Below are 23901 nucleotides of genomic sequence, written 5' to 3' on the forward strand. Positions count from 1 at the left end.
AACATATAATGATAATTATTTTTATTATCATTCCCATCAATTATCTTACTTCCTTTGAATTTTTAACAAAGGAAGTTTGACTATGCGTTTAAAACCTGTTGCTTCTGTTGTTCTGTCCTGTTTAGGATTTTCCAGTCCCCTGGCCTTCGCTGAAGATGTTATGGTGGTAACCGCTTCCGGTTACGAAAAGAAAATCACCAACGCTGCCGCCAGCGTCTCCGTTATTTCACAGCAAGAGTTACAAACCAATAAATATAATGATCTAGGCGAAGCCTTGCGTTCTGTTGAAGGGGTGGATGTTGAAAGCAGCACTGGTAAAACCGGTGGCCTGGAGATCAGCATCCGTGGCATGCCCGCCAGTTATACCCTGATCCTGATTGACGGTATTCGTCAAAACGGCAGCAGCGATGTGACGCCAAACGGCTTCTCAGCTATGAATACCAGCTTTATGCCTCCACTGGCAGCAATCGATCATATTGAGGTTATCCGGGGCCCGATGTCGACGCTTTACGGCTCCGACGCAATCGGTGGCGTGGTGAATATCATTACCAAAAAAAGCACCGATAAATGGAGCACCTCCATCAATACCGGCGTTAACCTGCAAGAGAGTAATAAATGGGGTAACAGCACGGTCGCCAACTTCTGGTCAAGCGGCCCGTTAATCGCTGGCGTACTGGATATGCAGGTTCGGGGTAGCACCACCCAACGTCAGGGTTCCAGCGTTACCTCCCTGAGCGATACCTCCTCCACCCGCGTACCTTATCCTACCGAGTCAGAAAACTATAACATCGGCACGCGACTCGACTGGAAAACGAATGAAAGCAATACGCTATGGTTAGATCTCGACTCCGCCAGACAGCGCTATGATAACGATGACGGTCAGTTGGGTAACCTGACGGGGGGTTACGATAAAACGCTGCGCTATGAGCGTAACAAAGTCACCCTCGGCCACGATACCGCCTTAACGTTCGGCACATGGAAATCCTCCCTCGGCTGGAATGAAACTGAGAACAAAGGACGACAACTGGTCTCCTCCGCACTCACGCCAGAGAACGCAGGCCGGGCCGGTGACGCACGTGAACTGAAGAACACTAACGTCATTCTGGACTCAGTACTGCTGACGCCATTAGGTGATTCGCACCTCTTAACCCTCGGCGGGGAATATTGGGATGCGCGGATGAAAGACGGTGTGGTGCTGGCCAATACCGGCGAAACGTTCCATCAAAAAACGTGGGCAGCCTATGTAGAAGATGAATGGCATATTCTCGACTCGTTGGCCTTAACCGCAGGGACACGCTACGAGCATAACGATGTCTTTGGCGGTCATCTCAGCCCACGCGCGTATATGGTATGGGACGTATCCGACGAATGGACGCTCAAAGGCGGCGTGACGACAGGTTATAAAGCGCCATCACTGAGCCAGTTACATAACGGGATCAGCGGCGTCACCGCGCAAGGAACCGTGAATACGGTCGGTAATCCGAACCTAAAACCTGAGGAAAGTATCAGCTATGAAACCGGGCTGTATTACGAGAACGACACCGGGCTGAACGCCAACATTACCGGCTTCTATACCGAATACAAAAATAAAATTGTCTCGTATTCTATCGATGATAATACCAACAGCTATACCAACAGCGGCAAGGCAAGGACCGATGGCGTTGAATTTGCCAGCACCTTCCCTCTGTGGTCGGATGTGCTGACTTTATCCCTCAACTACACCTACACCCAGAGCAAGCAAAAAGATGGTGACAATAAAGGCGCGCCGTTAAGCTACACGCCAAAACATATGGCTAACGCTCGCCTGAACTGGCAGGCAACGGAAGATATGAATGCCTGGCTGAGCGCACGTTATCGCGGTAAAGCTCCACGCTTTACCGAAAATTACAACAACCTCAGCGCAGTACAAAAGGCCGTCTATGACGATAAAGGCGCTGATTTAAAAGCCTGGACCGTTCTCGACATGGGAATGTCTTATAAGCTGACCAAAGATCTGACGCTAAATACGGCGGTCAATAACGTGCTGGATAAAGACTTTAGCGAGGTTAAACTTTACCAGGTGGGCCGTAATAGCACCTACGCAGGAGATTACTATCAGACTGCGCAATCCACTACGGGATATGTAAACCCGGGCCGTAACTATTGGGTATCGTTAAACTACCAGTTCTGATTTAGTTTTTTCCTACCAGACGGGCTGTCAATGATAGCCCGTCTACCACTGGGTTTCATCAAATGCCCGGCACTGTTCTTTTTGCCAGCCAGCGGGGCTCCAATGTTTTTACCAGAGATAAAGCGGCAAGGAATATTTTCGTCTCCGGCAGAGAAAAAATGGCGGAATGAGAGGTAAAGCAGAACTGGGACAGAATAGTCTGGGCGAGGCTTTAATCGATAGCTTTAAATAGCCATTATGTTTTATGAGTCACGGAGCAACGGGTGCCCCGTGACAGCCATTAACTTACTTCAAATACTCTCCGCTGCGCAGCGCTTCAATACGTTTATCCAACGGCGGGTGAGTCATAAACAGCTCACTCAACGACTTGGATTTACCGTTGATGCAGAACGCCATCATGCTGGTCGCTTCCTGCGGCTCATAGCTGGTTTTCAGACGCTGCAGCGCGGCGATCATTTTCTCACGCCCCACCAGTTTTGCTGAACCGGCATCCGCATGGAATTCACGATGACGTGAGAACCACATGGTAATAATGCTCGCCAGAATACCAAACACCAGTTCCAGCACCGTCGCCACTGCGAAGTAGATCAATGGGTTGCCGTTACTGCCCTCACCCTCATCGCGGTTTCCGCCCATAAAGCCAGCGGCAATTTGCGCCAGAATACGTGAGATAAAGATAACGAAGGTGTTCACCACACCCTGAATGAGCGTCATGGTAACCATATCGCCATTAGCAATGTGGCTGATTTCATGCGCGATAACGGCTTCGGCTTCGTCCGGGCTCATGTTTTGCAACAGGCCTGTACTCACAGCCACCAGCGAAGCATCCCGGCGCGCACCGGTAGCAAACGCGTTAATATCTGGCGCATGGTAGATTGCAACCTGCGGCATAGCGATCCCAGCCTGGCGAGCCTGATTCGCTACCGTATTCATCAGCCAGCGTTCTCTTTCATTGCGAGGCTGTTCGATCACTTCCCCACCAACGGATTTTAACGCCATCCATTTGGACATCAGCAGCGAAATGAAGGAACCACCAAAACCAAACAGCAGTGCCATGATCAACAAGCCTTGAACGCTGCTTGACTGAATCCCTGTCAGGCTCAATACCAGCCCGAAAACGACCATCACAGCCAGGTTCGTCAGCAGGAAGAGCGCGATTCGCATCATAATTTTCTTTTAACCTCAATTTAACAAAACGCACTATGCGATTACCCATATCGTATGGGTCTTATGGCTATTTTCAAGCATCCATAGGTGCTAAGTCACCAGAAAGACACAACTTTACATTTTATCGTATCACACTGACGTCTTCATGCGTTTGTTAAAAAAACAGGCACAATTTCTTGTGCCTGTTGGAGGTTATTTACTGGTTGCGGGCTGTTCCGCTGGCTTTTCTTTTTCAAGATGCGCCAGGTCAAGCGCTATTTTTACCGTTTCATCCAGGTAGGGATCTGGTTCCTGGTAATCCTTCGGTAAATCGTCCAGTTTTTTCAGCGGCGGCTTACCTTCTCGCTTAAACCGATCGTTGATACGCGCCAGACGCATTGCGTCATCTTCGTTATTCTCTTTCTCACGCTGAGCGTAATTGAGAGAAGCGATGTTGCGTTTATCCTTCATCGCATTGAAACGCGCAATATCCTTCATGATGTACTGGAACTCAGGATCGTTGGCAATACGTGCATTGTGCTCTTTTAACAATTCAGGTCCGAACGGCGTCAGATTCTCTGATTTGGTGTAGGTCGCAGCATCAATGCTATCCCACGGCAGCGCGTTATCTTCAAACTTCTCACCGGTTTCCGTTTCTTCATTACCTGTCGGCATGATGATGTCCGGCGTAACGCCCTTACGCTGTGTACTGCCACCGTTTACACGGTAGAATTTCTGGATCGTATACTGAACAGAACCCAGCGCCGGCCATTCCGGACGCAGCATCTGATCATAAATACGGTTCAGAGAGCGATACTGCTGTACAGTGCCTTTCCCGAAAGTCGGTTCACCAACGATCAGCGCACGACCATAATCCTGCATTGCCGCAGCAAAAATCTCTGATGCCGAAGCACTGAAGCGATCGACTAACACTACCAGCGGGCCTTTGTAGTACACAACGCCGTCGGTATCGCTGTCTTCACGCACTTTACCGTTATTGTCACGAACCTGAACCACCGGGCCGGAAGGAATGAACAGACCGGAGAGCGAAACGGCTTCGGTCAGCGCGCCGCCACCGTTAGTGCGCAGATCGATAATGATGCTGCTGACGTTCTGTTTTTCCAGCTTCTGCAACTGAACTTTGACATCATCCGTCAGGCCAACATAGAAGCCAGGGATATCCAGTACGCCGACTTTTTCTTTGCCAACGGTTTTCACGGACATTTTCACGGCGCGGTCTTCGAGACGAATACGTTCACGCGTTAACGTGACGGTACGCGTCTTAGTACCTTTACCGGCAGGCAGGATTTCAAGGCGAACTTTGCTGCCTTTGGGTCCTTTGATCAGCGCAACAACGTCATCCAGACGCCAGCCAATCACGTCGACCATTCCCTTACCGGTCTGACCCACGCCGACAATACGGTCGCCAACGCTTATTGCTTTGCTCTTGGCTGCCGGGCCGCCCGCCACCATGGAGTTAATGACGGTGTAGTCATCATCCATTTGCAAAACCGCGCCAATACCTTCCAGAGACAGGCTCATTTCAGTATTGAACTGTTCGGTATTGCGTGGAGAGAGATAGTTAGTATGCGGGTCGATCTCACGGGCGAAAGCCGTCATCGCCAGAGAGAACACATCTTCGCTGTTGGTCTGCGCCAGACGGCGAATCGCAAACTTGTAGCGACGCGTCAGCGTTTCACGAATTTCCGCATCGGTTTTGCCGGTCAGCTTCAGGCTGAGTTCGTCAAATTTAACCTTGCCGTCCCACAGCGCGTTAAGCTCTGCTTCGCTCTTCGGCCATGGCGCTTTGCTCCGGTCGAGGTTAAAGGTGTCGGTACCGGTGAAATCCATTGGACGAGCCAGTACGCTTAAAGCGTACTGATAACGTTCAAATCGGCGTTTTTGCGCCAGATTATAGAGATCGTAAAAGACATCCAGCTTGCCGGTACGCAGTTCATCGCCAAGGACCGTTTTCTTTTTTGCATACTGTTCGATATCGCTCGCCAACAGCACGTTGTGGCTGTAGTCGAGCAGATTCAAATAGCGGTCAAAAATTTTTGCCGAAAACGCCTGATCCAGATCGAACTGGCGATAGTGCGAACGCGTAAAACGCGATGTCACACGTTCACTTACCGTCGCATGCTGGGTTTCTTCCTTTAAAACGGGGATTTGATCGGCACGCGTGATATCTTCCACAGCAAGTGCCTGGCCTGCTAATGCAAGCAGACCAGCTAACGCAGTAAGCCTAAAAAAAGTGTTCATGCCAGGCCTGGCCTCCGTTTCAGAACACCAGGTGTTCTGCGCGTACAATCAAAGACATACCCGAATTCAGCTGTACACGGACGCCATCTTTGGTGATTTCTAATACGGTGGCATCCATCGCATTATTACCTGCTTTCACCTTCAGAGACTGCCCTACCGTCAGTACTGAAATATCAGATACCGGGGTATGCTGTTCTTCACGAGGAGCACGCGGTGCTTTTGCTGCTGGTTTCTCAGCGCGAGGTTTACGCTCAGCGCCTTCTTTACGACGCGGTGCAGGACGCGGCTTACGCTCGCGACGCGGTGCGTCTTCTTTTTCACCGGCAGCAGCGGCTGCTTCGCGTTTTTTCGCCTGTTGCTCTGCACGTTGCGCCTGAACGCGGGCTTTAGCTTCTTCCAGCTGTTTGCGAGCATGTTCAACGTGCTGCTCATCCAGCTCACCACAAGGGTTGCCGTCGAGATCAACACGCGTTGCGCCCAATTTAACGCCATACAGATAGCGCCAGCTTGAAGTATAGAGACGTAAGGCAGAGCGGAGCTGCGTCTTGCTGAGGTTCATTTCGCCCTCAACACGCTCTACCAGATCCTGAAAAATGCCAATTTTCAGTGGGCGCGCTTCGCCTTCCGCACTAAAACACTGCGGGAAGCGTTCGGCCAGAAACGCGATGACTTCTTTACTGCTATTCAACTTAGGTTGATTTTCCATGAAATTTCCTGATTACAACGGACGTAGCCAACAAGCGCAGGCATGAACAGGCGACATTATAATGACGTCATCAGTAATTGCTACGTTATCCGTTGATTATCCTGCGACGCGCGCAAAGAATTTTTTGTAATCCGTCGTTGCAAGCACGGTTTCAAGCTGTGCCACCAGCGTTCGCAGCCCCTGTTCATCCTCGTCAGTAAAGCGGCCAAACGCCGTGCTATCGATATCCAGCACGCCGATTATCTGATTTTCGACGGTGATTGGCAGGACGATTTCAGCGTTGCTGGCGGCATCACATGCGATGTGTCCGTCAAAAGCATGAACGTCCTCAATGCGCTGAACCTGGTTCTGCGCTACTGCGGTCCCACACACCCCGCGTCCTACCGGGATCCGCACGCAGGCGATTTTTCCCTGGAAAGGCCCCAACACCAGCGTATCGTTTTCGAGCAGATAAAAACCGGCCCAGTTCACTTCTGCAAGACGTTCGTACAACAACGCGCTGGTATTTGCCAGCGTTGCCAGAAAACTGGTTTCACCTGCCATTAATGCCTGAAAGTCACGGTTCAGATCCGTGTATAGCTCTGTTTTGTTCATTATGTAATCACTTAGTTGTCTTACTTAAAGCTGCAGCCTACTAAAATAAACATTAAATGCGTTAATGCTCAAGATCATTCCCGTCATGAGTTAAGATAACATTACTTCAACAATTTGATTCGCGATACATGGCCTTAACGACACCACGCATCACGCCGACTAAAAAAATAGCCATCAGGTCCATTGGTGATGCACTCCCTCGTGCGCATTACCATCGTTGCCCTGAATGTGACCTGATCTTTAGCTTGCCTAAAATGCGTTCGCATCAAAGTGCATTTTGCCCACGCTGTCAGGCAAAAATTCGTGACGGACGCGACTGGTCATTAACACGACTGGCGGCTATGGCTTTCACCATGCTGCTGCTGATGCCCTTTGCCTGGGGAGAACCGCTCCTGCACATCTATTTATTAGGTGTGCGCATTGACGCCAATGTGCTGCAAGGCATCTGGCAAATGACCCGACAAGGCGACCCACTCACCGCATCCTTCGTACTCTTTTGCGTTGCCGGTGCGCCCATCATTCTCGTGACCTCAATCGCTTATCTGTGGTTTGGCAATATTCTTGGGATGAACCTGCGCCCAGTGCTGCTGATGCTGGAAAGGCTCAAAGAATGGGTGATGCTTGATATCTATCTGGTAGGCATTGGCGTCGCATCAATCAAAGTTCAGGACTATGCTTTTTTGCAACCCGGTGTAGGTCTGTTTGCTTTTATTGCGCTGGTAATCCTCAGTGTTTTGACGCTGTCGCACCTTAACGTTGAGCAGCTTTGGGACCGTTTCTACCCGCAAAGACCAGCCCGTCGGCCCGATGAAAAACTCCGCGTCTGCCTCGGCTGCCACTTTACAGGTTATCCGGACGCCCGAGGTCGCTGCCCTCGCTGTCATATCCCGTTGCGCTGGCGCAGGAATCAAAGTATCCAAAAGTGTTGGGCTGCTCTGCTGGCCTCGATCGTCCTGCTTTTGCCTGCTAATCTGCTGCCCATCTCGGTAATTTATGTCAATGGCGGCCGCCAGGAAGACACGATCCTGTCAGGCATAATGTCCCTGGCGAACAGCAACGTCGGCGTGGCGGCGATTGTTTTTATCGCCAGTATTCTGGTGCCATTCACCAAAGTGATTGTGATGTTTACGTTGCTCATCAGCATCCATTTTAGATGTGAGCAAGGATTGCGTACCCGCATCAAACTGCTGCGTATGGTGACCTGGATTGGTCGCTGGTCGATGCTGGATCTCTTTGTTATCGCTTTAACCATGTCGCTGATTAATCGCGATCAGATACTTGCTTTTACTATGGGGCCAGCTGCGTTTTATTTCGGCGCAGCGGTAATATTGACTATTCTTGCTGTGGAATGGCTGGACAGCCGCTTACTTTGGGATGCACATGAGTCAGGAAACGCCCGCTTCGCAGACTGAAGCGCAGATTAAAACTAAACGCCGTATCTCTCCGTTCTGGCTGCTGCCTTTCATCGCGCTGATGATTGCAGGATGGCTTATCTGGGGAAGCTATGAAGATCGCGGCAATACCGTAACCATTGACTTTATGTCTGCTGACGGCATTGTACCGGGCCGTACTCCCGTTCGTTATCAGGGCGTTGAAGTGGGCACCGTGCAAGATATCAACCTCAGCGAAGATCTACGCAAAATTGAAGTGCGCGTCAGCATCAAATCGACCATGAAAGATGCTCTGCGCAAAGATACCCAGTTCTGGTTGGTCACGCCGAAAGCGTCGCTGGCGGGGGTTTCTGGTCTGGATGCGTTGGTTGGCGGCAACTATATCGGCATGATGCCCGGAACCGGCGAGCCGGAAGATCATTTCGTCGCCCTCGATACGCAGCCCAAATATCGTCTGGATAATGGCGATTTGATGCTGCACCTGCGCGCCCCTGACCTCGGGTCGCTCAATAGCGGTTCGCTGGTTTATTTCCGCAAGATTCCGGTGGGCCGGGTGTATGACTACACCATCAACCCAAATCATCAGGGCGTAACCATCGACGTGCTGATCGAACGTCGCTTTACCAACCTGGTGAAAAAAGGCAGCCGTTTCTGGAACGTGTCCGGTGTGAATGCGGATGTCAGCCTCAGCGGAGCGAAGATCAAGCTGGAGAGTCTGGCGGCGCTGGTCAATGGCGCCATTGCTTTTGATTCGCCCGAAGACTCTAAACCCGCGGTGGCCGATGACACGTTTGGTTTGTATCAGGATCTCGCGCACAGCCAGAGGGGAGTGATCGTCAAGCTTGATTTACCCAGCGGCGATGGACTCAAGGCCGGCTCAACGTCGCTGATGTATCAAGGATTAGAAGTCGGGCAACTGACCAAACTGGATTTAAATCCGGGCGGTAAAGTGACCGGCGAAATGACGGTCGATCCCAGCGTCGTAACGCTGCTGCGCGACAATACGCGGATTGAATTACATAGCCCTAAATTATCGTTAAACGATGCCAATATCAGTTCGCTACTGACTGGCAAAACTTTCGAGCTGGTACCTGGCGAGGGCGAGCCGCGTAACCAGTTTGCGGTTATTCCTGCTGAGAAGTCGTTGTTACACGATCCGGGCGTCATGACGCTTACGCTGACCGCGCCGGAGAGTTACGGTATTGATGCCGGTCAGCCGCTGATTCTTCACGGCGTACAGGTCGGTCAGGTGATTGATCGCACGCTCTCTGGCAAAGGTGTCTCATTTACCGTTGCCATCGAACCACAGCATCGCGCCCTGGTGCAAGGTGACAGTAAGTTTGTGGTCAACAGCCGCGTTGACGTCAAGGTCGGGCTTGATGGCGTGGAATTCCTTGGCGCCAGCGCCAGCGAATGGCTCAGCGGCGGCATTCGTATTTTGCCCGGTACCAAGGGTGAAATGAAAAAAAGCTACCCGCTGTATGCCAACCTGGAAAAAGCGATTGAAAACAGCCTGAGCGATCTGCCAACTACCACGCTCAGCCTGAGCGCCGAAACGCTGCCTGATGTGCAGGCCGGTTCGGTGGTGTTATACCGCAAATTCGAGGTCGGTGAAGTGATTAGCGTTCGCCCACGCGCCGATGCGTTTGATATCGATCTGCATATCAAACCGGAATATCGCAACCTGCTGACCAGCAACAGCGTATTCTGGGCCGAAGGCGGGGCAAAGGTTCAGCTTAACGGTAGCGGATTGACCGTACAGGCATCTCCCCTGTCGCGAGCGCTCAAAGGGGCGATTAGCTTCGATAACCTCAGCGGCGCCAGCGCCAGCCAACGCAAAGGCGACAAGCGTATTCTGTATGCTTCCGAAACTGCCGCGCGTGCGGTGGGCGGCCAGATAACCCTGCACGCGTTCGATGCCGGTAAACTCGCGGCCGGCATGCCAATTCGCTACCTGGGGATCGATATCGGCCAGATCCAGACGCTTGAGCTAATCACCGCCCGTAACGAAGTTCAGGCAAAAGCGGTTTTGTATCCGGAATACGTGCAGACTTTTGCCCGTAGCGGTACCCGCTTCTCCGTGATCACACCGCAAATCTCAGCGGCAGGCGTCGAGCATCTGGATACGATCTTACAGCCGTATATTAACGTTGAACCAGGACGCGGTAACCCGCGCCGTGATTTTGAACTGCAGGAAGCCACCATTACCGACTCTCGTTACCTCGATGGTCTGAGTATTGTGGTAGAAGCGCCGGAAGCGGGTTCGCTGAATATCGGTACGCCAGTCCTGTTCAGAGGCATTGAAGTGGGGACCGTCACCGGGCTGACGCTGGGCTCGCTTTCTGACCGCGTGATGGTGGCGATGCGCATTAGCCAGCGCTATCAGCATCTGGTGCGGAACAACTCCGTGTTCTGGCTGGCATCAGGATACAATCTCGACTTTGGTTTGACCGGCGGCGTCGTGAAGACCGGTACCTTCAATCAGTTCATTCGCGGCGGAATCGCCTTCGCTACGCCACCGGGTACGCCGCTGGCCCCGAAAGCGCAGGCAGGTAAACACTTCCTGCTGCTCGAAAGCGAACCAAAAGAGTGGCGTGAATGGGGAACCGCCCTGCCACGTTAATCTCTCCCCTTGCTCCGGCGTACATACTCGCGCCGGAGCACTTATGCTACACTGCGCACCTGTTTTTTTGCCGGTGGTACCAAGTGGCTTATTTTCCCGACGCCTTTCTAAACCAAATGCGTGAAGCAATGCCTTCCACGCTCTCATTTGATGATTTTCTCGCTGCCTGCCAGCGTCCGCTTCGTCGCAGCATCCGCGTCAATACGCTGAAAATCTCCGTTGCCGACTTCCTCACTCTGACAGCACCTTACAACTGGTCGCTCACTCCGATACCCTGGTGCGCTGAAGGTTTCTGGATCGAACGCGATGATGAAAAGTCAGTACCGCTCGGCAGTACCGCGGAACATTTAAGCGGCCTGTTTTATATTCAGGAAGCCAGCTCAATGCTGCCGGTCGCCGCGCTGTTTGCCGATGGTAACACCCCGGATCGCGTGATGGATGTCGCAGCAGCCCCCGGCTCCAAAACCACGCAAATTGCCGCAAAAATGAAAAATCAGGGCGCGATTCTGGCAAATGAGTTTTCCGCCAGTCGCGTCAAAGTCCTGCATGCCAACATCAGCCGATGCGGGATAGCCAATGTCGCGCTAACCCATTTTGACGGGCGGGTATTTGGCGCAGCGTTGCCAGAAGCCTTCGATGCCATTTTGCTGGACGCGCCGTGTTCCGGTGAAGGCGTGGTGCGTAAAGATCCCGATGCGCTAAAAAACTGGTCGCCAGAAAGTAATCTGGAAATTGCCGCAACCCAGCGCGAACTTCTCGACAGCGCCTTTCATGCCTTGCGTCCCGGCGGCACGTTGGTTTACTCGACCTGCACGCTGAACCGTGACGAAAATGAAGACATTATGCAGTGGTTGATTGAGACCTACCCGGACGCCGTCGAGTTTTTACCACTGGGCGATTTATTCCCGCAGGCTGAACGCGCCCTGACCCCGGAAGGATTCCTGCATGTGTTCCCGCAGATCTACGATTGTGAAGGTTTTTTCGTCGCGCGTCTGCGCAAAACCACCGCGATCCCTGCACTACCGACGCCAAAATACAAAGTCGGTAACTTCCCGTTCAGCCCGCTTAAAGGACGTGAATCCGCGCTTGTCACTCAGGCCGCTAACGCCTGTGGATTGCAGTGGGAAGACACTCTGCGCCTGTGGCAGCGTGATAAAGAGATTTGGCTATTCCCAACCGAGATTGAACCCCTGATCGGCAAAGTCCGCTTTTCCCGACTCGGCATCAAACTCGCTGAAACGCACAATAAAGGGTACCGCTGGCAGCATGAAGCCGTCATTGCTCTCGCCAGCACAAATCACAGCCATGCGTTTGAACTGACCCTTGCCGAAGCCGAAGAGTGGTACCGCGGACGGGATGTCTACCCGCAGACCGCACCGACCACCGACGATGTGCTGGTTACGTTCCAGCATCAGCCGATTGGCCTGGCGAAACGTATTGGATCGCGATTAAAGAATAGCTACCCGCGCGATCTGGTCCGGGATGGCAAACTCTTTACAGGATAACGCACGTTTTTACTGGCGCTTTTGCTAACGTTGACTACGCTGAAAAATGGACGGCCTAACTGGTCGTACCACAACCAGCAAATAAACGGAGAGCACGATGATGAAAACCAGTGTGCGCATTGGCGCTTTTGAAATCGACGACGCCGAGTTACATGGCGAATCGCCAGGGGACCGAACGTTAACCATTCCGTGTAAATCCGATCCGGATTTATGCATGCAACTTGATGCCTGGGATGCCGACACCAGCGTCCCGGCCCTTCTTAACGGAGAACATTCAGTTCTATTTCGCGAGCACTACGATCGTAAGTCAGATGCCTGGATCATGCGCCTTGCCTGATTCAAAAAGAACCCGTCGCCAGACGGGTTATTTCTTGGTTAATTTCCCTCATCTATCAACATCTTCTACACTACAGGTATGGCTTTACCATTTGAGGATGGAATGTTCACGCTGGTTCTTTTTGTGTGCTACCTGGGTGGCGGTTGTGAAGATATCGTTGTTGATGTCTACAAAACTGAGCAGCAGTGCCTGATATCGATGGACGATCAGCGTATTCGTAACGGCGGATGTTTACCCGCGGATGACTACATCGACAGCTTCTGGCGTCCGGCCCAGGAATACAGCGATTTTTGATTATTGCAGTTGCACCAGCGTCAACTCGCCACCAAACACCGCACCTGTATCAATATAGTGCAGATTCTCGTGGTCCAGTCGCTGACGCAGAGGCGTATGGCCAAACCAAAAGTGATCCGCGCCGCGAATGCCGTTGCCTTTATTCATCAGCCTTGTGCGATCCCACAGTACCCGCTGTAAATCGACCTCTTTTTGCCACTGATAATTATCATCAGGGTAATCTGCGTGAGCAATAACGTGTATGCCATTCTGGCAACGCAGCTCCAGAATCCAGGGTAATTGCCGACACGTTTCAAGAGCGGTTGTCGCCGCTGGCTGCTCCGCCTGCGCAAACCACGAACCGCCATTCATAAACCACAGGAATTGCTCCCCGGTTGCCAGCGCGTCCAGCCCCATCTGTTCATGATTCCCTCTGACCGCGATAATCCAGCGTTTACGCAGTAGTTTCAGGCAACGCAGACTGTCTGGTCCACGGTCGATAACATCCCCCACTGAAACCAGCAGGTCCTGCCACGGATCAAAATGACACAGGCGCAATTTCGCCATCAATAATGAGAAGCAACCGTGGATATCCCCGACCACCCAAACATGTCGCCAGCGCGTCGCTTCCACTCTTTGATAAGCATTGTCAGGTAGTCCCATTTGACCTCCTGTACACAGTTCTCATGCAACTTTAATTTTAGCAAATACATCAGAAAGGCGGGGACGTTTCTATTTATATCCGAGACATAATTATTTATGGATATGTAATCGGGCATCCATTTTAATCCCATTCGCTGTAATAACGACAAGTGGTGTTGGCTTTAAATCGTAACAGTCAAGTATTCGTGAAAGTAAGTCATGAGGAACCTCCGATGAAGCCATAGCTTTCATGACAAACGATTTATCATTAATGGTCCGTAGAAGCAGGCTATTAAAAACTTCTTGTTTATATGCATTGAATTCATAATAACGCTTGGCTTTACAAAAAGCCTTAACTAACGATTCCCAAATTTGTATTTCTTTTTCCGGATCATGGTCTTTCATAAATCCATCATACCAACCCACAAGATCGTTAGGGAACACCTCAGCTAATACAAGCATCAATATTTCGATTCTATCTTTTTGCTCGCTATTTAATTTAGAATTATATTTTTCTTGCATAAGTATATCTTTCATAGATATCAAAAAGTTAGACTCATGATACTTTTCAATTTCAATAGCGATCTCTTTCTTTTCCACCAATATTATAGGATTAATACAATTGAAATTAAGTCGTGCATTTATCTTATTACATTCATCTAGAACTACCTTACTGCAAATTTCTATTGGTAGTTCAAAAAACTCTCTTCTATGGTTTACTCTATAAGGTTTTAAGCGAAGATGAATATTCTTTTCTGCTTCCCGATAATTTCCTACTTTACATGCCATAACAACATCGAATGGTAGTGGAACACCGGTCACTCCATTAAACAATTGCTTAGCCCGATGCTCAGGCATGTTCTTTGTAAACCCTATCTTAAAAAGATTATCCTGATAGGCATCATTCTTTAAAATATAAACATAACCATCTGAGTCATTCATATATTCATTCCATCTTTAATAATTTTATCGCTATAACCCGTTCATAACAAATCATAATCCTTAGATTATTACCAATTAACTTTATCCGATATCCCCATGGCTATGAAAAAATTAATATACTGTCATTTTCAATAGTACAACATTTAAATCATATCCATCTGCCACGTTACGAGAACATTTGCATAAAGGGATGCAGATAGCACCGAGTCCAAGACCAAAGTGAAAAATGACAGAAAAGTACTTGGATATGGGGGCAAAAATGTTTAGATTGTTGTAGCAGGCATAAAATGCCGCACAAAGAATTTCGTGTGTTTTGGCACCGTGCATTCTAACCTTTTGGTTTATAAAGTACACAAAAAGAGACCGAATACGATTCCTGTTTACAACTCAAACCGTAATAATCCATATACTTCAGTAAGTTAACACCAAAAACCCACTAAAAAACACCTCCTGATACTTACTATTGCACCCATTCAAGATCAATCAGTTGCCATTGGTTTCGTGGCACCGTCGGGAAATCTTCGGGATCAAAACTCCAGAACAGAAATTTCTATGGCACACCGTTACGCATGCCATCGGCAATATGAAAAATCAGTGGGCCGAGCTAACACAACCAATATGACTGCACGCGCCCATTCCATCAAAGGTTCCTATGCTGCTGGTTTAGCTGGCCATGTGATATCTGGCGCGGTTGAGGTATCGATAGCATTCACCGCGTCGATGTAGTCCAGTATCGCGTTTAGTTTCACGTTCTCTGCATTAGTCAGCGTACGACCCGCGCGCAACTTTAGCTGCAATACGTCGATTGATTGCATTGCCGCGTTAATCAGGGACTGTTTTTGTACGTCAGCCTGTGCGATTAACTGCTCTGTGGTTGGCGGTGGATTAGCAAGCAACATGGCTTCATCAGCACTAATTTCCTCCCATCCAGCTTGTATTTCTTCTGCCCATGACTCTTCGTTAATTTCCATAATGTCGATACAAAAAACATGTCCCGAACCATCTGCAAAAAACTTCTGTTCTTTAATTTCTGTTTTCATCAGCGCAGCTCCGACCATGTCAGAATTGAAGTAATTGAACTTGCGGTGAGGTTGTATGTTGCGCCAGGCGGGACTATTGCAAATACGTTTCCACGAATATCAAAACTCGCCTGTGTGACTGCAAAACTTGATGCTTCAACACCATTCACAGCAAGTGATAACTGAACGCCTGTCTGATTTGACGCCATAATTCCGGCAATGGAGACAGCAATTGGCCGGCCAGTTGAGTTGGTGTACGTCACCCCGGCGTTACGGCTGCCTTTCACGTTTTGCCAGGTTTGTGACACCCCAAACAGGTCAGCAGTCAGCGCTATAACACCATCTCGTTTCGGTATCTCAACACCACCCGCATACTGATTATTCTGATAAGTAATTAATTTCAGCCCGTTTTGTGCTGACAGGATAACTTTCGAGGTGCCTGACTGCGCAACGATACCGTCATTTGACACAACGGGTGCCGTAAAAACCTGAGAATCTGACGTTTTTTTATCAGCAAAATTAGCCAAATCAGATACAAGTGCCATTATCCCGTCTTTTGCCGGGATGGTTATTGCCCCCTTGTAAGTTCCGCCATCATAAATAACTATCTGCAACCCCGTACTGGCATTAAGCGACACTTTGCGGGTTACCCCATCTGGCGATGTTGCGGTAACGCTGTCTTTAGATGATACGGGGCCAGAGAACTCCTGATTCGCCAGACTAGCTTTGTCTGCGTAATTAGCCAATCCAAGGTACTGGAGAACAGCAGCAACGTTACTTTTGCCAATGATATCTCGCCCGACAGGTGTCAGGTCAGTTAGCGCTGCTGTATCAGCACCATTAAAATACGGAAGTTTATTTGCCGCCCCAACAAGACCAGCAAGAGCTGTTAGGGTGGCATCGAGAGGTTGTATTTTTTCTGGCAATGCTGACCAGTTCGCGCCAGGTGGGGTTGCTGTATTATTCGCCACCAAAGACTGATAAACCACACCACTCAACGAAACTAAAGCACCTTTACCATAAGAGAAAGCAGATCCACCATTATCTGCACTGGTGATAAAAGGCGCTACGCCACCAGACTGAATTTCATTAATTGCCTGAGTTATTCTGTTGAATAACCAGTTCATCTTATCGCGTTCAATCCGCTTTGCTGATGGGTCAGTAGCCGGATCCAGAGAATAAGCCTGACCATACCCCTGTGTCATATTAACGCCGCCGCCAGCATCGGTATCTGGCACAGCAACTTTGTCCCCTGATGATGCAAAGGGGACCTTAATAAATGAAGTCATATTAACTCCCAAATTGTGAATTGGTCTGATCGAAGTTGAGGTTATATTCAGCAAATCCAAAAGCATCTCGTGGTTTAACAAGATGATTAAATTTAACGCTGGACGGTCGTGGAATAAGGTCAAAATCCTGAAGGAGTCGCATCATGATGTCTGGAAGGATAATCTGATAAACAACGGTTATAGTCATATCCTGACCATCGAGTGCGTAGACGTCTTTCCCGAAAACGTCATATAAGGCATGGTTTATGGAAGGCATCGAGCCATCGGAAGTTATCTGCCACCAACGCATGCGAAGTAATTGTCGTTTTTGCTCTACCGTAAGTTTATTTACTGAGTCAACATCAACCGCGAAGTTACTCCTGCCGAAATTCAGGCCAAAATCTGCAAACCCAAACGCTGGATAATTTGTGGGGCTTGCTTTTGATTCGGTATATAGAGGCAGGTTAAGGATGATTGCCCAGACATTCAGACCGAAATCATTGGCGGTAAACAGATTGAATACATCCTTTTCCCACAAAGCCCAAAAAACCTGATGATTATCGTCATACCATTTCTGCTTCAGATTAAAAATGTTCGATAGGTTCGGTGCCTGGTCATACTCCCATTTTAAAACCTTCATCAAATCCAGAGAGAAGTCGAACCGTTGAATATTCATGTTGCCACCACAAGAATATCGTCAATCTGAATAGTAGCCTTTTCGTTTAGCCCTATCGCAATATCATCTTTTGACCAGGTCGGAGTAGTTGCTTTATTCGCTATTTCAACGCTCTTAATAAATATTTGTGGTGAGGCGGTGTTAGCAGCGGCTGACAATTCGAACGGAGATACGTCTGTGCCGAGAGTAAACCCTTCTTCTCCATTATCGAGTTGCCCGTTTGCATATTTTACGATGGTGTCTTTGATAAGCGAAGTTGGATCGCCGGTGCCAACACCTTTAGAGACAACCGTAAATTTCGCCATAACAGGCTTGGCTGTAGGACGGTCAAACTTTACCGTTGATTTCTGCCCAGACCACGCGTCTGTTACATCAACACTGACAGTCCCATTCCATGCAGCACCACCTGTTTTAGAGCGATAGAGTGCTGCTGCAACAGCGGTATCTTCGCCGCCATCAACGCATGCCCATACTGAATGGGCAATAAGGCTAATCCCATCAATCGTTTTGGTCGTACCGTCTACGTTCTCACGAAACGACAGCGAATTAACCCCGACGACCGCCCTGATATTTGAATAGACAGCCTCTCCAATCGATCGCCCTTGAATGGCCAATGTCTGGCGCCGCTCCTTCCTGGCTGACAGGTCTGACTGTTCTTCGGTACCCATTGTCCCGGCAACCGGATTATCCGATGTTTCCCATCCTACAGACGTGTATCCCACGACAGGGTCTTTCAGCGTATGAGCCGGGCAAGGAATGGCTCCTGCCTCCAGAGACTGAAAAATACCGGTTCCTTTCCCTGCGTTATCCAGCTCGACAGTAGAAAGCAACTCAAACAGATTTCCATTTGATGAGCGCCTAGAACCGGACGGTATCACCACGCCAGGCACGCCAGTCAGCGCGACACCATCAACGAGCGTATATGTTGAGGCCCGGCGTTTCCCGCCAGTTAGAGCCCAAATATCATCCAGGAACAGGCCGCCTGCATAGTTGGGGTTAATCTGGTTTGCTACGGCAGCATTGTTCGCTACAACCTCGGAACGAACTGCAACGTCGCTGGCGATGATCATGCCCTGCGGCGTGTCCGGTGTAACGTCCAGATCGCTACCAAAAGTGGCTTTCCACTCATTCTCTGTATCAGTCAGGATTTGCGATGTATCCGGGACGATCACACCTTCTGGTGAGAGGTATTTATATGATTCCACTTGCGCTCTCCGTTCCGTAAATCGTTCTTATCTGGGCGGTGTAACTCAGCGTGTCGCCGTTTTTTGAGAAATTAATGTTCCCCACCCCTTCGACGCCAGGAACGGTCTTGTAGACCTTTCGCAGGAACATGTCGTACAAGCTAATGTCTGGTTGGGACCCCAATGCGATATCGAAGAACGGGATACCGCGCGACTGCGCGTACGGCAACTCAGTTAGCTTTGTCCTGGCTACGTGTTCGCACGTCTGAATGACGGCCTGAAGATCAGCAGCCATTGCGATGTTTCGGGAGTTATCCAAGTAGATATCAAAGTCATTGTTGGTGGCTAATGTCTTCATGGGTTCTTCATCGGCCCTACGTTGCCGCCCTCCGGATTGGTATGGACGTGACCAAACGTATTGATGGCGCCGTCAGTGAATTGTGGTGCTTTGATCGGCTTATTGGACTCAATACCGCTTTCAGTTATCGACACGACAGTGGAGCCCGCTGTCAGCACTATGCTACCTGGCTTAACCGCTACTGATGTCGTGCCGTCGATAGTCTGTAGCGTGGCCGCTGCACCATCGCTGACAACAAAGTCCTTCATTACATCCGGTATAAAGACGCCGTCCTCAAAACAGTGAAGCCGGGTTGTATTGCCCGGCTCCGCTTCATAACTCTGCAGGAATAACGACATATCCCTGTCGCTGGCCTTTATCCATCCCAGGTCGCCGGGCTTTATCGGAAACGTAAGGCACATTCCACCGCCACCAATTGTCAGCACCGGAACCTCTGCGGGCGCCATAAGTGGATTCATGGAACCATCCGTCATGGTTACTTTGTAGAGGATGTCTATCTGAGCGCGGTTAGCATTTCGATCATACGACACGATACGGGCTGGAAGCATGTCATCGACATCTAGCAAAAACTTTCTCAGCACCAGGTCCATTGAGCCGGAAAGGCTGTCACTTTGTCCCGGTTTTTGGCTTGGAGTTGGATTTGGCATCAGCTTTCTTCTGCGCCTCGCGTTTTTCGGCTATTGATGTGATGTTGTCGTTGTTGCAGGACAGGTCGAGATACCAGTCGTTTTCGTGCGTCGCCAGGCTGGCGGCCCAGTTGTAAATCACGTACTGGCCATTTGCGGCTTTGTTGACCGAAGACTGAATTTCTATCTGCTGCCCCAGCTTTATGGACGGATCAAACAGCATGCGCACCTTAACGCCTTTATCATCCAGAACCGGGTTGCCAATCATTCCGGTAGCCGACGAGATTACCCTCACTTCGCCCTTCATCCCTTTCCCAAGGTCTTTAACCACCAGGAAGTCATCGTCAATAAAGCAGTCAACATCACCCACCTGCTCAAGCTTTTGTATCTGCTTGCCGACGGGCCCGTTATAGACGTAGTTGGCAACGGTCTTGTCTTTGGCCTCAAACCGCAGAGTCAGGTCGTAGTCTTTCGCTACCCCCTTACACAGTTCGGAGAGCTGGGTTGTTTTCGGAGACGAACGCGACGCCCATTTGTACTTTGCACCATTCTGGGTTAGAGCCTTCATGGTGAGTCGTCGATCAGGCGGCATGCTGGGTTCAGCCAGGACAACATCACCGCTGTAGATGTTCTCTACACCAGTTGACTGGCGACCGGCCATCACGGTAATCAGCTTGGCCTTCTGATTTGGGTTCCATGGAGATGTTTCGGTAACGAGATAATCAATGGTTTCAAGAAGGAGGTTGTCGAGTGTTATCTGGCAGCTGTTCTGTTTTCCGTCTGACGTTTTAACAATCTTAGCCGTGGCGGCTGCGCCTTCGTAAAACTTCATCTGCCCGTTAATCTCGATGCCAATTTTTAGCACACGGCCATCAAGCACTGTCGATCTCCTCATTCGTCATCCAGACAAAAACATCGCTACCCTCAAAAGCGGTGTAGTACGGCAGCTCGTCATTGTCGGTGATGATGAAAAAATTACCGTCATTTAGGTAACGTGACGGGATGATTGGCGCACCCGCAACCGCCCGGCGATTGTTGACGATTACCGCGCCATCACGGGTGACTGTGACAGCCATGATGCCGTTGCACTCTTTGAGGGATAGCTCATACAAAGCGCCCTCGAGGACAACGGAAAGTGACTGTCTGGGGAAAGACTTCAATGGGATTTGCTTCATCAGAACCAGTCCTTAATATCCTTGGCCAGGGAGCTGGATTTTTCCTGCGTAGCCGGAGAGGCATCAGATGGGCGTTTCTGCCCCTGCTTCACGGTGTCGGCGTCAGGTTTGGCCGTGCCACCCGTTTTCGCGGATTTGCTGGATACTGCAACCTCTTTGGCAGGCATCGTTTCAATGGTCGATGTGAACCACTGAACCTCTTTTAGGGTTAGCGTCACAGCTACCGTGTCACCAAGGTCTGGCGCCTCATCGTGCGGCATGTCGGTGATAACCATATCCGCATAAGAAGATGCGCGGGTCTGTACGATAAGCGATGTACTGTTGACGTAGGCCTGCTCAATGTCGCTATACACCGAACCATACGCATCAGCCGGGATGAACATCGTGAGCTGCGCGACGTTAGCTTTGATGATTTTAAAGTCAGAAATGGTGTTGCCGGTTTCCAGCGGATGCTCACACAGATCGGAAGAACGATTCACTGCGGCACGCATAGCCCGGCACTCAGTGAACATCTGCGCGCCGAACTCATCCGTAATTCGTACGACATCCACAGCGAATGAAGACATCACCATGTTGTACGATGACAGGGATCCGGATGCGGTATTCATCAGGTCTGAGAATGAGGACATTAATGGCTCCTTCCGTCGTCATACTGATTTGCCATATCTCCGTAAGCATTCTTCAGCCCATCAGTCATACTGCTGGCGATCCCCTGCGCATCAGTGGCCTGCGTGGTCACTTCTACCTTGGCGACGTTGACGGTCTGTGTGTTACTGACGCTCGATGTGCGACCTGCACCGGGGTTTGCCGGTATTGCCGGAGCGTTGGCAATATCCTGCATAGAGCTGCTTGCGGCCTGCACTGACGGAATTGGTTGTTTGATTGGGTTAACTTCATCAGCCGCACCGCCAGTTGTAGGCTGTGCCAGTTTCGGTTCGTCATCTCCCTTCACGGCGTTGATCGCCTTTTTCATGAAGTCAGGCAACTTGTCATAGGCGGCCTTGCCTGCGTTTGATTCGGCGTCTGAAATGTAGGCTCCTATCTGGGAGAAGATGCTCTTCACCCATGACAGCAGGTCATTGAATACTTTCTTGGTGTCAGCGGTGAGTTTCTCCCATGCACTGTTGAGAGCCTTTCCTATAGCATCGCCAGCATCGACTACACCATGAACGATTTCATCCCAACTGGCCTGCAGCTCTGAAACCAGCACATCCATGAAAGCTGATGGATCAGAGAACAGGAGTTTCAACGCCTCCCATGCCCCAATAACACTTTCTTTTGCACCATCGAGAGCTGATTTAAGGAGAGGGAATTTAGCTGCCAGGTCACCAATAACTGACTCTCCCCCAGTGAAATAATTCCAGAGGTCGTCAATGACCAGAGCCAGAGCCACAGCAACTGCAATAAGTGGTAAAAAAGGAACTACAGCAGCCAATGCTGCCCGCGCCATCCCCCATAACGCGGTAGTGAGCGCCGGAATGGCAACGAATGCCAAAGCGCCGAACACACCCATCAACACGCCTTTATGCTCTCGAGCCCATTTTATTACTGAGATAGTTACATCGATAAGCAACTCAAGGGCAGGAACAACAGTCATTGCCAAAACGTCAGCAAATCTGGAGAATATTGCGGAGAGATCATCCTGCGCTGACTTGAAGTTTTTTAACTGGGCAGCATCCTTCTCATTAAGAACACCGAGAGTTTTCTGCAATTCAATGCGACGCTCGAGTTCTTTTCTGCCATTCATCATTGCGGCGATGACGGCGTTATCAGTAATGCCAAGCTGCTTAATCTGAAAGGTGGCCTGCTGCTTATCCATCTTTGACATAGTGTCGGATAATTCAAGCAACGCCTCATCTGCCGACTTAATATTCCCTTGAGAGTCCTTCAGGCTAATGCCGAATGTTTTGAATGACTCAGCTTTGCCTGATTTAGCATCCGACGCTGCTTCACCCATGGCCTCGTTGAGGTCGATCATCGAGTCGCGGAAACCGTCAGCATCTACGCCAAGCGTCTGAAAAGTTCGTGACAGCGCATCATACTGGCCAACATTTACGCCAACAGTTTCTGCCGCATGAACCTTCCCCAGCATCTCTGTAGTGCGATCAAGAACGGCATTCAGTGAAAGTCCAGCGCCAGCTATGCCAATAGCAGCTATAGCCAACCCCTTTAAACTCTCTGTAGTAATTCCAGCCTTTTCGCCGACCCCTGCGAAGATGTTCATAAGTTCTTTATGAGCATTTTTAGAACCATCCTGGACATCATCCAAAGCATGATCCGTATCATTCAGGCCTTTTAGGGCGTTTTTGTTATCTGTCTCAAGAAGAAAGACGAATGTGTCAAGTACGCCCATGCTTACTCCAAAATAAATAAATTTTATAGGGTTAGAATTTAAGGTATTTTTAGGCCATAAAACCACACCATATGGGAGGGGAAATGGCATTCAGATTTAGAAAGAAAATAAGAATTGCTCCAGGCATTAGCCTAAATATCAGCAAAAAAGGCATCTCCAGCATGACCCTTGGTAAGCCTGGTGCGTCTTTAAATATTGGCGGTAAAAACCCGAGAGCAACTATCGGGATACCTGGAAGCGGAATGTCCTGGACAGCATCGCTTGCTTCAGCGAAGAAAAATGGTTCTGCGGCTATTGATAAAAATCAGTTTTCTGGCCTCGTCATTCACTCAGGTGAATACATGAAAGCCCCATATAAAGTTCGGCGTGGCTGGTCTAAAGGTGGCGGAAAAGTACATTATGGATGGAAGTACAAATTTTCTTTCTTGCTCTTATGGTTTATCGCAGCATTCCTATTCGCAAAATCCCTGCCTGGGCTATCGCTTATTCTGATAGTAATCGGTGTTATCCGTTTTGTATGGAAACAACCGAAGGTTAATTTCTCCATTCAAGAATATTTGGATGCCTACTGTTAAGCACGGTTAAAAGTAGCCCACGCCAAGTGGGCTTTATCTTATTGACAAATCTTCTTGGACTGACTAACGCTACCAT

At 49.8% G+C, this 23901-nt stretch carries 23 protein-coding genes; 7 read left to right on the top strand and 16 right to left on the bottom strand.

Features of this window, described 5'->3' with window-relative positions; genetic code table 11:
• Positions 1-82: 82 nt before the first annotated feature.
• Positions 83-2170, top strand: coding sequence for a TonB-dependent receptor (locus HV243_RS14890; RefSeq protein ID WP_046275917.1), 2088 nt, complete (start codon positions 83-85; stop codon positions 2168-2170).
• Positions 2171-2455: 285 nt separating this feature from the next.
• On the opposite strand, the gene htpX is transcribed toward HV243_RS14890, so the two are convergent.
• From htpX to HV243_RS14910, 4 genes are all read right to left on the bottom strand, one after another.
• Entirely contained in the window at positions 2456-3337 is an 882-nt protein-coding gene (gene htpX, locus HV243_RS14895) for a protease HtpX (RefSeq protein ID WP_003034964.1), read from the bottom strand.
• 192 nt (positions 3338-3529) lie between these two features.
• Positions 3530-5578 carry a carboxy terminal-processing peptidase gene (gene prc / locus HV243_RS14900; RefSeq protein WP_029139508.1) on the bottom strand — a complete coding sequence of 683 codons (2049 nt, stop codon included), beginning with the start codon at positions 5576-5578 and terminating at the stop codon, positions 3530-3532.
• Between the two features lie 19 nt (positions 5579-5597).
• The gene (proQ, locus tag HV243_RS14905) at positions 5598-6284 is read right to left on the bottom strand and encodes an RNA chaperone ProQ (protein ID WP_003833781.1); all 687 of its coding nucleotides are present in this window, start codon (positions 6282-6284) and stop codon (positions 5598-5600) included.
• A gap of 96 nt (positions 6285-6380) precedes the next feature.
• Positions 6381-6878, bottom strand: coding sequence for a GAF domain-containing protein (locus HV243_RS14910; protein WP_016152783.1), 498 nt, complete (start codon positions 6876-6878; stop codon positions 6381-6383).
• A gap of 128 nt (positions 6879-7006) precedes the next feature.
• Between HV243_RS14910 and yebS the strand changes: the two genes are divergently transcribed.
• The 5 genes from yebS (at position 7007) to HV243_RS14935 (ending at position 13028) form a co-directional block, all read left to right on the top strand.
• Positions 7007-8290: a membrane integrity lipid transport subunit YebS gene (gene yebS, locus HV243_RS14915; protein WP_016152782.1), complete on the top strand. Its 1284-nt coding sequence runs from the start codon at positions 7007-7009 to the stop codon at positions 8288-8290.
• Positions 8259-10892, top strand: a complete 2634-nt coding sequence (locus tag HV243_RS14920; RefSeq protein ID WP_019076590.1) for a PqiB family protein — start codon at positions 8259-8261, stop codon at positions 10890-10892. The genes yebS and HV243_RS14920 overlap by 32 nt, the downstream gene beginning before the upstream one ends.
• 83 nt (positions 10893-10975) lie before the next feature.
• Positions 10976-12397 (top strand): 16S rRNA (cytosine(1407)-C(5))-methyltransferase RsmF, encoded by a 1422-nt coding sequence (gene rsmF, locus HV243_RS14925; protein WP_072161071.1) that lies wholly within the window; start codon positions 10976-10978, stop codon positions 12395-12397.
• A gap of 100 nt (positions 12398-12497) precedes the next feature.
• The gene (locus tag HV243_RS14930) at positions 12498-12734 is read left to right on the top strand and encodes a YebV family protein (RefSeq protein WP_029139506.1); all 237 of its coding nucleotides are present in this window, start codon (positions 12498-12500) and stop codon (positions 12732-12734) included.
• A gap of 102 nt (positions 12735-12836) precedes the next feature.
• Positions 12837-13028 (top strand): YebW family protein, encoded by a 192-nt coding sequence (locus HV243_RS14935; protein ID WP_016152779.1) that lies wholly within the window; start codon positions 12837-12839, stop codon positions 13026-13028.
• On the opposite strand, the gene pphA is transcribed toward HV243_RS14935, so the two are convergent.
• From pphA to HV243_RS14995, 12 genes are all read right to left on the bottom strand, one after another.
• Entirely contained in the window at positions 13029-13670 is a 642-nt protein-coding gene (pphA, locus tag HV243_RS14940; protein ID WP_047358581.1) for a protein-serine/threonine phosphatase, read from the bottom strand. It abuts the gene before it with no gap.
• 90 nt (positions 13671-13760) lie between these two features.
• The gene (locus HV243_RS14945; RefSeq protein WP_016152777.1) at positions 13761-14591 is read right to left on the bottom strand and encodes a GIY-YIG nuclease family protein; all 831 of its coding nucleotides are present in this window, start codon (positions 14589-14591) and stop codon (positions 13761-13763) included.
• A gap of 650 nt (positions 14592-15241) precedes the next feature.
• Positions 15242-15631, bottom strand: coding sequence for a tail fiber assembly protein (locus HV243_RS14950; RefSeq protein WP_053389822.1), 390 nt, complete (start codon positions 15629-15631; stop codon positions 15242-15244).
• Positions 15631-16899 (bottom strand): hypothetical protein, encoded by a 1269-nt coding sequence (locus HV243_RS14955; protein WP_181603844.1) that lies wholly within the window; start codon positions 16897-16899, stop codon positions 15631-15633. Before HV243_RS14955 ends, HV243_RS14950 begins: the two co-directional genes overlap by 1 nt.
• A 1-nt stretch (position 16900) precedes the next feature.
• On the bottom strand, positions 16901-17554 hold the full coding sequence (locus HV243_RS14960; RefSeq protein ID WP_053390012.1) for a DUF2612 domain-containing protein: 654 nt from the start codon (positions 17552-17554) through the stop codon (positions 16901-16903).
• Positions 17551-18759 carry a hypothetical protein gene (locus tag HV243_RS14965; RefSeq protein ID WP_053390011.1) on the bottom strand — a complete coding sequence of 403 codons (1209 nt, stop codon included), beginning with the start codon at positions 18757-18759 and terminating at the stop codon, positions 17551-17553. Before HV243_RS14965 ends, HV243_RS14960 begins: the two co-directional genes overlap by 4 nt.
• Positions 18746-19096, bottom strand: a complete 351-nt coding sequence (locus tag HV243_RS14970; RefSeq protein WP_053390010.1) for a hypothetical protein — start codon at positions 19094-19096, stop codon at positions 18746-18748. The genes HV243_RS14965 and HV243_RS14970 overlap by 14 nt, the downstream gene beginning before the upstream one ends.
• On the bottom strand, positions 19093-19743 hold the full coding sequence (locus HV243_RS14975; RefSeq protein ID WP_149330401.1) for a Gp138 family membrane-puncturing spike protein: 651 nt from the start codon (positions 19741-19743) through the stop codon (positions 19093-19095). Before HV243_RS14975 ends, HV243_RS14970 begins: the two co-directional genes overlap by 4 nt.
• On the bottom strand, positions 19703-20617 hold the full coding sequence (locus HV243_RS14980) for a hypothetical protein (protein WP_149330400.1): 915 nt from the start codon (positions 20615-20617) through the stop codon (positions 19703-19705). The genes HV243_RS14975 and HV243_RS14980 overlap by 41 nt, the downstream gene beginning before the upstream one ends.
• Entirely contained in the window at positions 20595-20897 is a 303-nt protein-coding gene (locus tag HV243_RS14985; RefSeq protein WP_053390007.1) for a hypothetical protein, read from the bottom strand. The genes HV243_RS14980 and HV243_RS14985 overlap by 23 nt, the downstream gene beginning before the upstream one ends.
• A complete protein-coding gene (locus HV243_RS14990) occupies positions 20897-21526 on the bottom strand; it encodes a phage baseplate protein (RefSeq protein ID WP_053390006.1) in 630 nt (209 codons plus the stop codon). Before HV243_RS14990 ends, HV243_RS14985 begins: the two co-directional genes overlap by 1 nt.
• On the bottom strand, positions 21526-23250 hold the full coding sequence (locus tag HV243_RS14995; protein ID WP_181603845.1) for a hypothetical protein: 1725 nt from the start codon (positions 23248-23250) through the stop codon (positions 21526-21528). Before HV243_RS14995 ends, HV243_RS14990 begins: the two co-directional genes overlap by 1 nt.
• Positions 23251-23333: 83 nt before the next feature.
• Here HV243_RS14995 and HV243_RS15000 point away from each other — a divergent pair, with 83 nt between their 5' ends.
• A complete protein-coding gene (locus tag HV243_RS15000; RefSeq protein ID WP_053390004.1) occupies positions 23334-23825 on the top strand; it encodes a DUF4236 domain-containing protein in 492 nt (163 codons plus the stop codon).
• The last annotated feature ends 76 nt before the right edge of the window (positions 23826-23901 follow it).

Origin of the sequence: Citrobacter sp. RHBSTW-00599, from assembly GCF_013784065.1 — a bacterium.
Classification (GTDB): Bacteria; Pseudomonadota; Gammaproteobacteria; order Enterobacterales; family Enterobacteriaceae; genus Citrobacter; species Citrobacter braakii.